Raw genomic sequence first — 16,435 nt, 5'->3', positions numbered from 1 at the left:
CTGAGATAGAACACGTATTAAAGAAATTCAACTTTTAGGAAGTTGGTGATTACGTGCGCATCATAGATCCAATATCTCAACTGTCGTCGACCTCCAGTAGCGTCAAAAACCCGGGGGATCGACGACAATTTTCTAACCGCCAGAATTCCTACAGCGATCAGAAAAAGAAGCTATTGCTCGAATTTTAAGATAAGTTTATAATAAAATTGTATCCATTTTCCAAATGTTGATTTTATCATGATTTTTTGGGTTTGTATCTTAACTATGAGGGATTGAAACAAGAAGCACTGGAACTGATGAAACATGGGGGACACGGTTTGTATCTTAACTATGAGGGATTGAAACACGTATTCCATCACGACTGACGGAACGATGTCTACGTTTGTATCTTAACTATGAGGGATTGAAACTAAAGAGAAATATGGTTTATACTTTTCCATCGAAAGTGTTTGTATCTTAACTATGAGGGATTGAAACAAACACGAATTGAAATCATGCAACAAGCATTAGATGATGTTTGTATCTTAACTATGAGGGATTGAAACCAGGTATTAAGATCAAAGATAACGTTCCACATTACAAAGTTTGTATCTTAACTATGAGGGATTGAAACATTCAACGTGATATGGAAGGTGGAACAGCAGTTGTCGTTTGTATCTTAACTATGAGGGATTGAAACATCTTTCAACTATATTGCGGAAAGTGAGACAAAAAGGTTTGTATCTTAACTATGAGGGATTGAAACCCACATTTCATTCCTCCCAAGCATGATATCGATGTCGTTTGTATCTTAACTATGAGGGATTGAAACCGGAACCACGGTCTTTCGGTGTTCCTCCACTGGGCGAAGTTTGTATCTTAACTATGAGGGATTGAAACTTCATTTTGCAGCTCACTCATAATGTTTTGTCCTAGCGTTTGTATCTTAACTATGAGGGATTGAAACAGGAGTACATCAATTGGTAACTGGTGGCCAGATTCAAAGTTTGTATCTTAACTATGAGGGATTGAAACGCGGCAGGGGAAAAGAAAATCGTTTCTTTCGATGTGGGTTTGTATCTTAACTATGAGGGATTGAAACCATACTCTTGTTTATGTATACGATGAGATTGCTCGTTTGTTTGTATCTTAACTATGAGGGATTGAAACCTGGATATGTTCGGAGAAATCCTCGCTGAAATGGGAGAGTTTGTATCTTAACTATGAGGGATTGAAACTATCGCCTGTAAGTGCATAGCCAATTGCCTTTTGCGTTTGTATCTTAACTATGAGGGATTGAAACATTCCACTTGCCGCTTTTCTTCATCAAGGGCTTTAAGGTTTGTATCTTAACTATGAGGGATTGAAACCTGGCCCACCCGGCCAGCGCGGCCTACGGATTGAATGTTTGTATCTTAACTATGAGGGATTGAAACCAATGCTAATTTCATAGAGTTTGACCTCCTGAACAGTTGTTTGTATCTTAACTATGAGGGATTGAAACATTTTCTGTTCACTTCGGAAAGGCTACGGGTAAAATTGTTTGTATCTTAACTATGAGGGATTGAAACAAGCCGAGTGGAATGACCCAACCATTTTTGTCTGGCGGTTTGTATCTTAACTATGAGGGATTGAAACTCAAAAATGCTAAAGCTGGCACGTTTGAGAAATCTACGTTTGTATCTTAACTATGAGGGATTGAAACAGAATCGATCATAACGATGAGGACAGCACCATCGACAGTTTGTATCTTAACTATGAGGGATTGAAACGCTGCATCGGGAGCATCTGTCATTGCGATGGCAGCCGTTTGTATCTTAACTATGAGGGATTGAAACAATTCATTTTGACTGGCTTTGACTTTTTCTTTGCCTCAGTTTGTATCTTAACTATGAGGGATTGAAACTTTGTCACATCGCCTTTGCGATCTCAACGAGTAATTGTTTTTATCTTAACTATGAGGGATTGAAACTCACAGCAAAGAATGGCAGCGTGTTCGACGTACGGCGTTTTTATCTTAACTATGAGGGATTGAAACTCTGGTAATCGTATGTGATGCTGTAATCTCCCCAGTGTTTTTATCTTAACTATAAGGGATTAAAACAACTTTGCATTTTTCATGATCTCCACCGCGTTTCTGAAACCATCTCACCGCACGCGAAAACATAGACAGATAAGGGACTTCGCCAAGCCCACAGGCCCGTTGAAAACAGCGAAAACGTTGCAGGATGCGTACGAATTTTCTCAAGGAATTAATAGCAAAATAGGTTTTCAAAAAGAAACATTTCAACAACGATTTTTTTCGACACTGGCGATCTTCCTGTCACGTACGGTGTTTCTGGCAACGACAGAGAGTCAATATATCGAAATAAGGAGGCTAAAAGTGGATTGATTTCATAAGACCATGCATGTTCGCTGTTCCAATTGGAAATCATGATCGTGTCCACCCCTTGGAGAGTTATTTTTTGTCACTGTATATGATTTCCAAGGTGGTGGATTTTTTATGTGCATTTATGCATTTGTTATGCGCTTTACAACACGTTCATTAGTTAAGAAAGATAATGTTAAATGAATGATTAAAAAAATATTAAAAATAGATAAAAATATATTGAAAAAAATGTATATTATGATAAAATATTCATATTTAAGCACTTAACAATTTTTCAATATTTTAGGGGGAGATCATATGAAAAAATCATTAATTTCTGCTTCTTTAGCTTTAGATCTATTAGCTTCATCGACATCTGCATTTGCTGCAACGTATGAATATTCAAGCAAAGGGAGAAACTTTGACAAATCTTGGACAGCATACAATAGTGGTACGAATTGGGTAATTGAATATGGTTTTAACACTGACTTTATAAATGAGGATTTTACCACCCATACAAAACATAGTACAACAAGTCATATCGCAAAAGTAAGAAATGCTAACGGCACTTTCTCTGATCAGGACAGCGCTGGTAATTGGGCTGGTATAGAGGTTACACATAGTGGTTCAACCGTTTATTATTCAATAACTTATTAAATTAACAATGTCCATGGTACTAGTTGAATCCTATTGTTCAACTGGCTCAAGCACAGCAAGTGTATAAAATCCATAAACTATTTACTTATTTGTTGCTTTAAAATTTTCAATCATGTTTGCAAGGATCCGATCGAAATAAAAGAAATATAACACAAAAGAGGCGGCTTCAGATCATAATTAAATCGTGGAAAAAATAAAAAACTATGATATGAAGCCGCCGTAACTGTATATTTCAAAGATTGATTAACCATCTTGACATATTACTTAAATACACTGAGGAATTTCTTTCTGGAAACATTATTTTATATGAACACCCAGCACGAAAATGATGGAGTATAGTATATACATAGCCTTATATCTCAATCTATAAACAACAGAACACATTTTCATAGGTGATCTTGAGAGTTAATATTAGAGGTTCATGGTAAAGTAATTCTAAATATAGGTATTATTTTTGCTTCAAATGAAAATGTTCTATGGAAGAATTGTTTCTTATTTTCTTAAGTTTTTATCGATCATAAAGGAAATGAATTCAGGAAATTTTCTAAAATTACCAAATATACACATGAAAGTCTATGAAGAAAATATATTGAGTGACAATCATTAAAAGTGGCGGAGGGGTTTATTTGAAAGCCATTAAGTATATTATTAGTTTTTGTATCATATTTGTTGGCATGCTTATTATCGGAGAAAGCCATATCTTTTATTTAGATAATTTTTATACAAGATTTGACCATACTACTATGTATTTGCAGTCGGACACAACTGATGAAGAAATGGTTCAGGATATCCTTCGTTCAGCAGAGCGTCATAAAGTGGACGTCTTTACTTTCATCCGATCCCCCCGCAGTACCTTTCTGACGGAGTTTGATATTTATGGAACATCAGGTGTGGAAAGACATCTCAACGAACAGGTACAGCTATCAGAACGGGAATATATGAGCCTTTTTTTAGGAAGCCTCCGTTTTACCTTTCATCAGCTGGAAGACATACCGACAATGGAAAATGTACACGACTTTTACGTCATTGGACGTGACAAGCAGGTTTATGAATTTAAAATGGATTTGATTAATAAGTACGCAGGCAATCATCCTAAAGATGGCTATGTCAGCAAGGAATCAAGAAATACAATCATGTCGATTTGGCTGCTGATTACTAGTATTATTTTATTGCTTTCCTATTATGATGTAATTTTGCAAAAGAAAGAAAATCTGATTCGGATTTCGCTGGGAGAAAGAATCAGTAAGATTGTTTGGCGTAATATTGTATTAGATTCGTTCGTATTGATCTCGCTATTTGTCATCGTTGTCTATGTGCTATCCAAGTATACGTACGTGTTTTTTAGGCTGGACATTTCTTTGATTTTCTTTTCACTTTTGCTTTTACTGAACGCATTTCTGTACGTCAATTTGTATTTTTTCAATGTGAAAGAAGTTTTTTCGAATGTCAAAGGCTCTAAAAAGCTTCTTTCTCTGAATTATGGCTTAAAGCTCGTAACAGCAGTGATTACAATTTTCGTTCTCTCAAGCAATATCATGTTAATTTCTGAATCATATCGTCTTTATAAGCAGAAATCTTTTTTTAAAGACTATGCGGATTATTATTACACTCGATTAGAGTATAAACCAGTTGAAAATAGTGATGTTGCTTTTGATGTTGGAGGAAATGAAAGTACGATGGTGCAAGTAACATTTTACAAGGAATTTTTTGATAAATATAATGCCACTTTATTGGCGAGCACTTCGGGATTGTTCAACGGGCAAGGCATTTTAGCTAATAAAAATGCGCTTGATTATTTGTCAGGCGAAATTAAGGAGTTGCGGAATCAGCCTTTAACTAAGGAGATTTATGTGTTGTTACCTAAAAAATGGAAGGGAGATGCGAGGATTATTGACGAAATAAATAGTGCAATCTTATTTTATATAGGCGATCAATTTACAGATGATTACGATCTCATTTATTACACTGGTAATAAAGAGATTATCTCTATTGATGAAAATTATACATATGGAAGTAAATTAGTGAAAGATCCGATTATTATTTATGATAATCGTGCGGCAGACGCACTTGAATTTCCGATAGAAAATCAATCCCCTATCACTTATGTACATGAGATAATGTATAAAATACCATCAGAGCAGGAATTTAATCGATTTGTTGAAGCGCATGATTTAAAGGGACAGATTGTGGCGAAAACGAACGTTTTTGAAAACTATAAAAATAAGTGGGTTATGGCCAAGAGAGTGTTGTATATGAATTCTATCTTTAGTTTGCTGGTATTGTTATTAGAATGGATCATCATTAGTTCTATTATTAAATTGGAGTATGAAGTGAATGCAATTGAGCTTTCGATCAAGAAGGTATTAGGGCACAGCATATTCGAAAAAAACAGAAAAATTGTGTTGATGACAGCAGTCACTACCTTACTAAGTATTATCTCAGCAGTGTGGGTAGCGTATGCACTCGGACTAAGCGATGTCTATTATTTAGTAGTCGGAGGGGTTGTTATCATTGTATTGGAGCTATTAGTGATTGTGTTTTATATATGGAAAATTGAGAATGCCAAAATTTCCAAAATATTGAAAGGAGGAAATATATGATTGAAATAAGGAATTTAACGAAAAAATTTGACGAAAAAATCGTATTTTCAAATTTTAATTTAAAGATTGAAGATGGCGAGTTTGTCATAATTTCTGGATCGAGCGGCTGTGGCAAAACGACTTTGCTTAACATGATTGGCGCTATAGAAAAAATCGACCATGGTGACATTATTGTTGACGGGATTGACATTAAAAACAAACGAAACCATTTGCATTATTTTAGAACGAAAATCGGTTTTTTGTTTCAAAATTTCGCGTTAGTTGATAATAAGACTGTTAAAGAAAATTTGAAGATGATTCGTAAAGATTGCCGGACGGATTTATCTATAGAAGAAGTTTTGAGGAAGGTTGGTCTAGAAGAGAAGATAAATAAAAAGGTATATACTTTATCCGGGGGAGAGCAGCAACGAGTAGCCTTGGCTCGATTGATGCTGAAGAAGTGTGATATTATATTGGCTGATGAACCAACAGGTTCTCTTGATAAGAAAAATGCCGAGGCTGTACTCGACATTTTAAATCAATTTAATGAGCAGGGCAAAACGATTATACTTGTGACACACGACGAAGAAATTAAAAAGCGAGGCAATAGGGTGGTAAATTTATGACGAAATTAACCGGAAAAAAAATCCTCCTACTGATTACATTAATATTTGTTATTTGGAATTTAAGCTGGTTTTTAATAACAACTATCAAGTATAATAACTTTGTAAAAGACATCCCCAAAAATGAATGGGGGTTACATTTTATTAAAAAAGAGGATGGTTATATCTATAGTGTTAAAAAACCAAATTATTTACGTTTCACAGGAAATTTAGTAGTTGCTAATAATGAAAAAGGAGAAACTTTAATTATATGGCCACTAATATTTGGTGGATATGAGTACGGTTTCAGACTACAGAAGGATGGGGTAGCATATGAAATCTACGTTGATGAAAATATGGAACCAATTAATAAGGACGATACGGTTGCTGCCCAAAAAGTTGAAGAATATAAAGTTGAATTAGAAGAATTATTTTCTAAAGCCAATGAAATGTGGGAGTTGAAAGAATAGTATACCAATCATTTCGTCAGGGTATATACAACGTATACCCATTACTCAAGATGGTAAGCTCCAAATAAACCCTATCTGTTTTCAGAAGGGGATTATTCGGAGCTTATTTTTCAGTATACAACTTTTTGGTTACTTAACAATGGCTCGAATTTTAAGATAAGTTTATAATAAAATTGTATCCATTTTCCAACTGCTGATTTTATCATGGTTTTTGGGTTTTTATCTTAACTATGAGGGATTGAAACATCAGGATGTTGTACGAAAACTTACTACCTTGGCCGGTTTTTATCTTCGCTATGTGGAATAAAAGCTTAAAATCAGCGAGTAAGATCTAACGCTTTTGTGTTAGCTATATTGAAAGGGTTGCAAACAAGTACTTGAGAGGAAAACAGGCGGGAGCATGCGATGCAGGGGGAATCAGATGAGGGACAAAGTGAGTTGGGGACGCCTTGCAAGGGTGTCCCCGCTTTGTATTTTAGCTTTGCGTCTGCAATGGCCGTTTTTCTTCCAGCATGGTCCCGTATTTTTCATAATGGACATGCCATGAGAATGCTTTTTCAAGGAGATGAGGTGTTTGGCCTCCGCGTTTAAGCGCTTCTTGGAAGTATTCACACAAATGCGGACGGTAACTTGGATGTGCGCAGTTTTCAATAATTAGGGGTGCGCGTTCGATTGGCGCCAATCCGCGAAGATCAGCATAGCCATATTCTGTGATAAGAACATCCGCGTCGTGTTCGGTATGATCCACGTGTGATACGAATGGAACGATGCTTGAAATGGCTCCGTTTTTGGCAATGGATTTTGTTACGAAGATCGTTAGTCGGGCATTGCGAGCGAAATCGCCTGAACCGCCGATGCCGTTCATCATATTGGTGCCGCGGACGTGGGTCGAATTAATATTTCCGTATATGTCTGCTTCCAAGGCGGTATTAATGGAAATGAGTCCGAGACGGCGAATGATTTCTGGGTGGTTGGAAATTTCTTGGGGACGAAGGATCAACTTGTCTCGGTAAGCATCCATATTGGAATATACTTGTTTCATTTTGGCTTGTGATAGAGTAATGGAACAGCCGGAAGCAAACCGGACTTTTCCCGCATCGATCAGATCAAACATAGCGTCCTGAAGAACTTCTGAATAAACTTTCAAATTGGGAAATTCAGAATCTAACAAACCGTATAGAACCGCGTTGGCAATCGAACCAATCCTGCAAAGGAGCTAAATGTTCATTCAGCCGGCCTGCGGCTACTTCTTTTCGAAGAAAACGGATGAAATGATTCGCCATCGCCGCTGTTTCTGCGTCTGGAGGAACGATGGTAGATGGTGAATCCGGTTGGTTGGTGAAAACGATTCCTACTTTAGCCTGTGGATGTATCAACAATCTTGATGGAATCCGGTGGTTCAGAACGAATGAACAAAGGCTCAGGCGACTGTTTCATGCTTAGAACCATTCTAAAAATTCAAGTCTGTTGCCAAACGGATCACTGACATAAAAACGATCGGCTCCTTCTAGCGGCTCCTCCTCCTTGATTTCAATTCCCTTGGCCATTAAGTGTTCGCGCAGTTTGGCGAGATTTTTGACATGAAAGGCAGGATGTGCTTTTACAGCTGGCTGAAAAGTTTCTTGCACCCCAATATGCAGCTGATGATTTCCGCATTGAAACCAGACTCCGCCGCGCTTTTGCAAGTTTTTTGGTTTGGGAATTTCCTGCATTCCTAAAAGCTCCCCGTAAAATTCACGCGCTTTTTCTTCACAGCCTTTTGGAGCGGCCACTTGAACATGGTCAATTTCCAAAAAAGTGAACCGCATGTTTCTCATCCCTTCCATGATCAGTTTCAAACTTATTATAATTAATAAAATATGAATATTCAAAAAAACATTTTCATCCAAATATACTTGACTGAATCCTTCATCGCTGATTGGCACATATACATTAGAACATCTAGTAAATTTCATTTGTTTGGAAACTTTTCCTTTATTTTTTTAGTAATAACCTGTATAGAGATCACAGCCTATTTGCGTGGATAGGTTGTAGATCTATAGAGGAAGATAAAAATGGCGCCGTCCGCGCTTTTGTCACGCGAATATGTAACAGCGGCACGCTCACGAACTTGTCTCCAGCCATCAATGTTTTCAGAGGGGGTTGCATTTAGCGTAGAAGGGGGGATGGATGTGCAAAAATACCTTATATTTTCCGTTGTCTTTATCGCTGTATTTACCATGCTGCAGCTGGTTTCAGGACTTTTTTTGACGCTATTATATACTCCTACTAGAATTATCGTGGGAGAAAGCCGCTACACTGCCGTCTCACGTTGAACTGGTCGGTCCCAATCCGCTTTTCTCGATGACGGTTAGTCTCATTTCATGCGGGATTGCTGCTTGGTGTACAAAATGGCTGGTCACAAGAATGGGACGGATGAAAAAGTGAATCTGGGGAGACAACCTTTGCTTGGAGAACATGACTGCTTACCGTCTTTTGCGTAAAGTGAAAGCGGTATTTTTTTATCAACATCATTGTAAAAAAAACAGTGCTATTTTTGCGATTGACTGGTATCTTTAGCATAAGGGGATATCATTAGCGCATCATCAAGAATATTAGGCGCGATCTCCTTGCTTGTTGATTGTCGGCGAAGTGTTATGCCGTCCGTTTCGTTTGGCACATTCAATGAAAGGGGGGATCCAAATGAAGCGGATCACCATGCTTTTAACGGCCGCGTTTGCTTTTCTCTTTTCTGGATGCACAAGCAGCCATACCGACTATGAAGGGCAAATTCGCGATTTAAAGCAGCAAATTCAAAAACAAACGCAAACAATCGATGATCTGAAGCAACAAAATGAGGAATTAACCAAAAAAGCGGCTGCTTCTGATGATCGAGTGGAAGGAAATTTGTTGCAGACCGCGTTGGCTGTTGCTCAGGCGTTAAAAGAAAAGAATATGGAGCAGCTATCTTTGTATGTGGATTCAGAAAAAGGAGTCCGATTCAGTCCGTATGGCTATGTGAACGTGAAGACGGATTTAGTTTTTACGCAAAAACAGCTGCCATCTTTAATGGAAAGTCGCCAAACGTACCAATTCGGTGAGTTTGATGGGTCGGGAGAGCCGATTAAAATGACCTTTGGCCAATATTTTGACCGCTTTGTATATGATGTTGATTTTGCCAGTCCACAGCTGATTGGCAACAATGTGATCGTCGGTAAAGGAAACACGCTGCAAAATATTCAAGAGGTATATCCGAACAGCGCCTTTGTCGAGTTTCATTTTACTGGATTTGATAAACAATATGATGGAATGGACTGGCGCAGCTTGCGCTTAGTATTTGAACAGCGAAGCGGAGTGTGGCGTTTAGTCGGAATCGTGCACGACCAATGGACCATTTAACCTCACCATCGAGAAATCTTTCGTCTTTCAACGGAGTGTGGGCGAGTAAGGTTCATTGTTTTTCGTTTTATAGGCCTGTTCTCTTGAAAAGGAACGAATCCCGCTTTCAACTAGGGTGTTGTGGAAAGCGGGATTTTTGTTTGTAGGTGAATATGTTGTGGCGTCACGATAAGATACGCTTGACTAGAAGGTTTGTCAAGAATCGCGCTTCCCAAACCTTTGCTGCGCCGCCAACAATGATTTTTTATAAAATTAAGATCCTGCTGTGTATAGTAAATGATTACTTTTTACTTTCGAATCCGCAAGTTCATCATCATTGAATTCAGAGGCCATCATATTTCCTTTATATCCCCTAATCAGTATGCTAAGTTGTTTGGCCCATACTGTTCAAAATGATGTGAAAATCCTGATATTTTCACCATATTTTCACCTTTCTTTTTTACTATAAAGTCAGAAAACGGGAAATAACAGTATAGAAGGGGAGTGATAGCATGAATATGACGGAATATGAATATACGAACCGTCCGGTGAAAAAAAGAAGCTTTGTTCCTTTTCTGGCTGCTTCGATTATTGGAGCGGTGATTGGAAGCGGCGTGACGCTCTATATGGCCCCGACACTCGGGATTCAGCAGCATGCAGACAAGAAAGAAACAACGTCGCAGCAAGAAGCGGTAAAATCCAGCGCTTTGCCGCTGGAGCCAACCGCAAGCACGTCGAATAGCAATATGGTGCAGGCGATTGAAAATGTAGCGGATGCGGTTGTCGGAGTCATCAACATTCAGCAGCAAGCGGATATTTTCTCGGGCGCTTCTGCAGAACAAGATACAGGAACAGGTTCTGGCGTTATTTTTAAAAAAGCTGGAGATGTCGCCTATATTGTGACCAATAATCATGTGGTTGAAGGAGCAAACAAAGTGGAAGTATCGCTTCCAAGCGGAGAAAGGGTGAAAGCGACAATTGTCGGGACAGACCCATTAAGCGATTTAGCGGTATTAAAAATTAATGGAAAGAACGTTAAGAAGGTCGCTAGTTTCGGTGATTCTTCGACGCTTCGTGTCGGAGAGCAGGTGGCGGCGATTGGGAACCCGCTTGGCTTAGATTTATCAAGAACGGTCACTGAAGGAATTGTCAGCGGAAAACGAACCATTTCTGTTTCAACATCAGAAGGGGAATGGGAGCTGAATGTTATTCAAACGGATGCGGCGATCAATCCGGGAAATAGCGGAGGAGCGCTTATTAACAGCGCGGGACAGGTAGTAGGCATTAATAGTTTAAAAATCGCCCAGGAAGGGATCGAAGGACTTGGATTTGCGCTTCCAAGCCAATATGTTCAACCGGTGATTGAACAATTAATGGAGTACGGAAAAGTGAAACGTCCGTATCTGGGCGTGAATTTGCGGGATTTGAGCGAGATACCAGCAGAAACTCGCTTTGAACAGTTAGGGCTTCCAGAAAATGAAACAAACGGAGTGGTGGTTACTGCGGTGTTGCCGTCTTCTCCTGCCGCTGAAGCGGGAATTCAGGCGAAGGATGTGATTGTGGCAATTAACGGAACAAAAGTCAATAATGTAAGTGAGTTGAGAAAATATTTATATACAAAAACGAAAGTTGGCGAAAAAATTCAATTGCAAATTTTACGCGATGGAAAAAGCAAAACGATTCTGCTTCAGCTAAAAGAGCGACAAGAACAGCAATAAGAGCGTTGAAACAAAAAAATGGTCAACTGCGACAGTGTAATATTCGCAATGGACATAAAAAAACCAACCCCTCTTCTGTTTCTCAAAACAGAGAGGGGTTTTTCATTAAGTTGAAAATTGAACAATCCTTTGACTTGCCTCCGACCGTAAAAAAATGGAATGACGCCTTTGAATGGACTATACATTCCCTCTTCTGGATGCATCGGTATAACTTGTATGGATGACACGATTTTTCCACCACAAAAGGATGAAACCTCCTCTTTTATTTTTGTTCATCCAAGCTCTATGGAAGGATGGAGGATATTGAAGATACATAGGAATGTCTCCCCATATTGAAAAAGCATTTTATTCTTGATTTAAGAGCGATTCAGGCTATTTTTGGAGTTATAGGGACATTATAAAAATGCGATAAAGAGAAAATATATTCAATCTTAAATAAATTTTTTCGAAATATTAAAAATATTGATTTATAAATAAATAACTTTATAAATAAATATTCCAATAAAAAAATTTTGCGTTTTCATTTTAAGTAATGATAATATTAGAATAACTAAAATATTCTTAAGATGGTCGAAAGGAGTGAACAATACTTATTGTCACGAAAATATAAAGCGCTTACATGATCATGTTTTCAAAAGGGGGAATGGATAAATGCAAACAACACATGGTTTGAAGCGCGAACTGAAAAGCAGGCATTTGTTCATGATCGCACTCGGTGGAGTGATCGGAACAGGCTTGTTTTTAGGTTCGGGATATACGATTCATGAAGCAGGTCCGGGCGGAGCCATTGTGGCTTATTTATTTGGTGGATTTGTGATGTATTTAACGATGCTTTGTCTTGGGGAATTGGCCGTGTCTTTGCCTGATGCGGGCTCATATCAAACCTACGCCACAAAGTTTATATCTCCTTCTGCCGGTTATGTGATCGGCTGGCTTTCTTGGTTGAATTGGTCGGTAACGGTCGGTTTAGAACTTTTAACCGTCAGCATTTTAATGAAACGATGGTTTCCAGATGTCCCTTCTTGGATTTGGTGCGTCATTTTTGCTGTTGTTTTATTTTCCATTAATGCGTTATCATCAAGAAGCTTTGCCGAGGTCGAATTTTGGTTTTCCAGCATTAAAGTCCTTACCATTATTGCCTTCATTTTATTAGGTGGAGCCGCTATGTTCGGCCTGCTTGAAATGAAAGGCGGTCAGGCGGCTCCGCTGTTTTCCAACTTCACAGATCATGGCGGATTATTTCCAAACGGTCTTGCAGCGATTTTGGTCACGATGATTGGTGTTAACTTCTCTTTCCAAGGAACAGAGCTTGTGGGTGTTGCGGCTGGGGAAAGCGAAAACCCAGAAAAAACCGTGCCAAAGGCAATCAATAACACGGTTTGGCGAATTTTGCTTTTCTTTGTGTTGGCCATTTTTGTTTTAGCAGGGTTGTTCCCATGGGAAAAGGCAGGATTAGTGGAGAGCCCGTTTGTGGTTGTATTTGACAATATCGGAATCCCGTATGCTGCGGATATTGTCAATTTTGTCATTATTACGGCTGTTTTATCTGTAGCGAACTCGGGCCTTTATGCTACTTCGCGTGTGCTTTGGTCCATGTCTCGCCAAGGAATGGTAAGTCCGATTTTCAGTAAGCTCTCCAAAAATGGCGTCCCGATTAATGCGCTGATCGCAAGTATGTTAATTGGTTGCCTATCTTTGCTATGCGGTATTTTTGCTGAGGATACCGTTTATGTATGGTTGCTTTCAATTGCCGGATTTGGCGCTGTTACCGTATGGGCCTCTATCGCTCTATCAAACTATTTAGCAAGAAGAGCATTTTTAAAGCAGGGAGGCAATGTGGCTGATTTAAAATATCGGACACCGCTTTATCCGATTGTTCCTCTTTTGGCGTTTTCGTTAAATGTAGTCGTGATTATTAGCCTTGCTTTTATTCCGGATCAGCGGTTGGCGCTTTATTGCGGGATTCCATTTATGGTGGCATGCTATATTTACTATCATCTTGTCGCTAAACACCGCACAGCTAAGCTGCAATCATCGGTTCAGGTGAATATGGAGAAAATGTGAAAAGTGAAATAGGGCTCCGGACATGGGCCCTATTTTTTGATACAATGACTTTGGACGAACAGATGAAAAAACACAAGGAAATTGAGGGACGTATGTTGCGCAATCAAGAACAGTTATGGAATGAAGCAGTGCAGTTTATTCGGTTGTGCTATCAGGAATTGGGAAAAAGCGAAGAAACAATCAGACAGCGTTTGCAGCAAATCCGCGATGAAATGGGGCAAACGGGCACTTATAGCCATACGTATGAAGAGCTGGAGCATGGAGCCAAAATGGCGTGGCGCAACAGCAATCGCTGCATCGGTCGCTTGTTTTGGCAGACGCTGCAGGTCATCGATGCTAGGCATGCCGAAACAGAAGAGGATGTGGCTGCCCATTTATTGCAGCATATTGAGTTTGCGACAAACAATGGAAAGATCCGGCCGACGATTACCGTCTTTAAACCGGATGGGGCCGTTCGTATTTGGAACCATCAATTAATCCGTTATGCTGGCTATGAGACAAAGGACGGAATCATTGGCGATTCTGCCTCACTTACGTTGACAAAGGCGTGCCAACAGCTCGGTTGGGAAGGGGAACGCACCCATTTTGATATATTGCCGCTTGTTATTCAAGTTTCAGGAAAACAGCCGAAATGGTTCGAAATTCCAAAAGAGCTTGTGTTAGAAGTGCCGCTGGAACATCCGAGTTTTTCATGGTTTCGGGATCTGCAGTTAAAATGGTATGCAGTGCCAATTATTTCTGATATGTGTCTGGAAATTGGCGGCATTCGCTACATGGCTGCGCCATTTAACGGATGGTATATGGAAACGGAAATCGGGGCGCGCAATTTGGCTGACGATTACCGTTACAATATGCTTCCAAAGATCGCTTCTTGCATGGGGCTTGATATGAGTACAAATGCAACACTTTGGAAGGATAAAGCATTAATTGAATTAAACATGGCTGTGCTTTATTCTTATAAAAAAGCGGGTGTCAGTATGGTCGACCACCATACAGCCGCCCAGCAATTTAAATTGTTTGAGCAGAAAGAACAGGAAGCGTGCCGCCATGTCACAGGGGATTGGACGTGGCTGATTCCTCCTGTTTCACCAGCGACAACGCACATTTTTCATAAAAACTATGACAATACGGTCGTTGTGCCGAATTTCTTTTATCAAAGCCGCCCGTATGAATCATAAACGATGAATAAAGGAATATCCGCTGCCTGTCGCTGCGCTGTTTATGGAGACAGGCAGTTATTTTTTTTGGTTGATAAAAACGAATAAATCGCCGAAAAATCTTCCTGAGCCCATCCATTCTGGCTGGCGAGGCCATAGATTTCTTTGGCGACATTCGTAAGCGGCAAAGAAATGTGATGCTCATAAGCGGCTTGGGCGATCAGCTGTAAATCCTTTTGCATATATGCAAGCGGGAATTCTGTTGCGAACTGGCGCTGAAGAATTTTTTCGCGTTTCCCGTTTAAAAAGGGGGCAGCGGTCGGACCGTTCAGAAGCGTGTTGACAACCGTTTCTGTCTCTAATCCAAACGCTTCGCCAAGTGTGACCGCCTCCGCGAAAGCTGCCATTGAATGAGCGAGCATTAGATTCACGACAAGCTTCATGGCTGTTCCTTTTCCATTTTCTCCTTGATAATGGATCGCTTTCCCCATGACATTCAACATCGATTCCACTTTCTTAAGATCTTTCTGATCCCCGCCTACAAAAAAGACTAACTCTCCTTTTTCGGCCGGAATCACCGAGCCGGAGACAGGAGCATCTAAAAAGCGAATGCCTTGCTTTCTGGCCTCTTCTGCCATTTGGCGCGTAAAGGACGGATCCACCGTGCTGCAGTCCACCCACAGCTTTTCTGGCGATAAATGATGCAAAAAGCCGTTTTCCCCAAAAGCAGCGGCTTCAACCGCTTTTGGATGGGCAAGCATCGTAAAGAGTACATCGGCTTGTTCAGCGGCTTCTTTCGGCGAATTGGCCCACTTTGCTCCTGCTTCTAACAGCGGAGCGGCTTTTTCTTTTGTGCGGTTATGGACGATAAGCTCATGCCCGCTTTCAAGTAAATTTCTTGCCATACGGCTTCCCATAAGTCCTAGACCAATGAATCCGATCATCGTTAATCCCCTTTCCTTTTTTAAACGCTTCCCACCTACACTTTGCCGAGAAGGAGGGGGTAGGTATTCCCGCCCATGGAAAAGGAGGGGGGGGCGTTTTCCCCTGTTTCATGGGATAATATTGGCTCCTTTTTTTCGTGATTTTACCACTTTTGTTTCGTGTGATTCAAGGAAAATGACAGCGCTGGAAAACGTCGCTTCCTCCCTCGCTTGTGCCGTCAGCGCTGAAGTGGAATGCGAAATCAGAGTTGATAACAGAAGCAATCAATCGCTGGGATTTTGCCAAGAGGGAGAAATAGATAGCTAGGGGAGGGCTGCCTCCATTTTTGCGCACTGAAAAGCAGGCTCTTGCCGATTTCCATCGCATGGAGCAAGCAGATCCGCTACGAGGAAAATATTCAGCATGCGATAGTCCTAGAGAAATGCCCAATGCTTCATGAGACGAAATAGAATAGGTGAAGAATCAAATAGTCGTTGTTCGTTATATTTATAAAATAATAAGAGCGAATATATAATTTATATGTCTTAATATGTCGGTTT

Annotated in this window: 10 protein-coding genes, 3 pseudogenes and 1 CRISPR repeat array; of the genes and pseudogenes, 9 read left to right on the top strand and 4 right to left on the bottom strand. The window is 39.9% G+C overall.

The features are described 5' to 3' along the window. Positions 1-249: 249 nt before the first annotated feature. Positions 250-2,083: a CRISPR direct-repeat array (repeat unit 30 nt; unit sequence GTTTGTATCTTAACTATGAGGGATTGAAAC). A 24-nt stretch (positions 2,084-2,107) separates the two neighbouring features. Next, positions 2,108-2,414 (bottom strand): annotated as a pseudogene (locus GFC28_RS20100) (transposase); the annotation flags it as partial. A 251-nt stretch (positions 2,415-2,665) separates the two neighbouring features. On the opposite strand from GFC28_RS20100, the gene GFC28_RS10590 reads away from it, so the two are divergent. The 4 genes from GFC28_RS10590 to GFC28_RS10575 all read left to right on the top strand — a co-directional run bounded on the left by GFC28_RS10590 (position 2,666) and on the right by GFC28_RS10575 (position 6,655). Further along, positions 2,666-3,004, top strand: a complete 339-nt coding sequence (locus tag GFC28_RS10590) for a mediterrocin family bacteriocin (protein WP_044743901.1) — start codon at positions 2,666-2,668, stop codon at positions 3,002-3,004. Positions 3,005-3,630: 626 nt separating this feature from the next. After that, positions 3,631-5,604: a hypothetical protein gene (locus tag GFC28_RS10585; protein WP_044743900.1), complete on the top strand. Its 1,974-nt coding sequence runs from the start codon at positions 3,631-3,633 to the stop codon at positions 5,602-5,604. Further along, entirely contained in the window at positions 5,601-6,209 is a 609-nt protein-coding gene (locus tag GFC28_RS10580) for an ATP-binding cassette domain-containing protein (protein ID WP_044743899.1), read from the top strand. Before GFC28_RS10585 ends, GFC28_RS10580 begins: the two co-directional genes overlap by 4 nt. After that, entirely contained in the window at positions 6,206-6,655 is a 450-nt protein-coding gene (locus tag GFC28_RS10575; protein ID WP_044743898.1) for a hypothetical protein, read from the top strand. The genes GFC28_RS10580 and GFC28_RS10575 overlap by 4 nt, the downstream gene beginning before the upstream one ends. A 475-nt stretch (positions 6,656-7,130) precedes the next feature. Here GFC28_RS10575 and GFC28_RS10570 read toward each other — a convergent pair. Next, positions 7,131-8,007: pseudogene (locus GFC28_RS10570) on the bottom strand (acetyl-CoA hydrolase/transferase C-terminal domain-containing protein); the annotation flags it as partial. A gap of 87 nt (positions 8,008-8,094) precedes the next feature. After that, positions 8,095-8,463, bottom strand: a complete 369-nt coding sequence (locus GFC28_RS10565; protein WP_044743908.1) for a VOC family protein — start codon at positions 8,461-8,463, stop codon at positions 8,095-8,097. Between the two features lie 363 nt (positions 8,464-8,826). Here GFC28_RS10565 and GFC28_RS19295 point away from each other — a divergent pair, with 363 nt between their 5' ends. The 5 genes and pseudogenes from GFC28_RS19295 to GFC28_RS10540 all read left to right on the top strand — a co-directional run bounded on the left by GFC28_RS19295 (position 8,827) and on the right by GFC28_RS10540 (position 14,972). Then, entirely contained in the window at positions 8,827-8,970 is a 144-nt protein-coding gene (locus GFC28_RS19295; protein WP_156487527.1) for a hypothetical protein, read from the top strand. A gap of 367 nt (positions 8,971-9,337) precedes the next feature. Further along, entirely contained in the window at positions 9,338-10,033 is a 696-nt protein-coding gene (locus GFC28_RS10555) for a hypothetical protein (RefSeq protein ID WP_052660977.1), read from the top strand. A gap of 491 nt (positions 10,034-10,524) precedes the next feature. Continuing rightward, positions 10,525-11,730, top strand: coding sequence for a S1C family serine protease (locus GFC28_RS10550; RefSeq protein ID WP_044743895.1), 1,206 nt, complete (start codon positions 10,525-10,527; stop codon positions 11,728-11,730). A 651-nt stretch (positions 11,731-12,381) separates the two neighbouring features. Beyond that, positions 12,382-13,714, top strand: a pseudogene (locus tag GFC28_RS10545) (amino acid permease); the annotation flags it as partial. Positions 13,715-13,856: 142 nt separating this feature from the next. Beyond that, the gene (locus tag GFC28_RS10540; RefSeq protein WP_269465541.1) at positions 13,857-14,972 is read left to right on the top strand and encodes a nitric oxide synthase oxygenase; all 1,116 of its coding nucleotides are present in this window, start codon (positions 13,857-13,859) and stop codon (positions 14,970-14,972) included. Between the two features lie 41 nt (positions 14,973-15,013). Here GFC28_RS10540 and GFC28_RS10535 read toward each other — a convergent pair whose 3' ends face one another. Further along, entirely contained in the window at positions 15,014-15,895 is an 882-nt protein-coding gene (locus tag GFC28_RS10535; RefSeq protein ID WP_044743893.1) for an NAD(P)-dependent oxidoreductase, read from the bottom strand. Positions 15,896-16,435: the final 540 nt, after the last annotated feature.

The organism is Anoxybacillus sp. B2M1, assembly GCF_001634265.1.
In the GTDB taxonomy this organism is placed as follows: Bacteria; Bacillota; Bacilli; order Bacillales; family Anoxybacillaceae; genus Anoxybacteroides; species Anoxybacteroides rupiense.
This window is presented reverse-complemented; position numbering and strand designations above follow the sequence as displayed.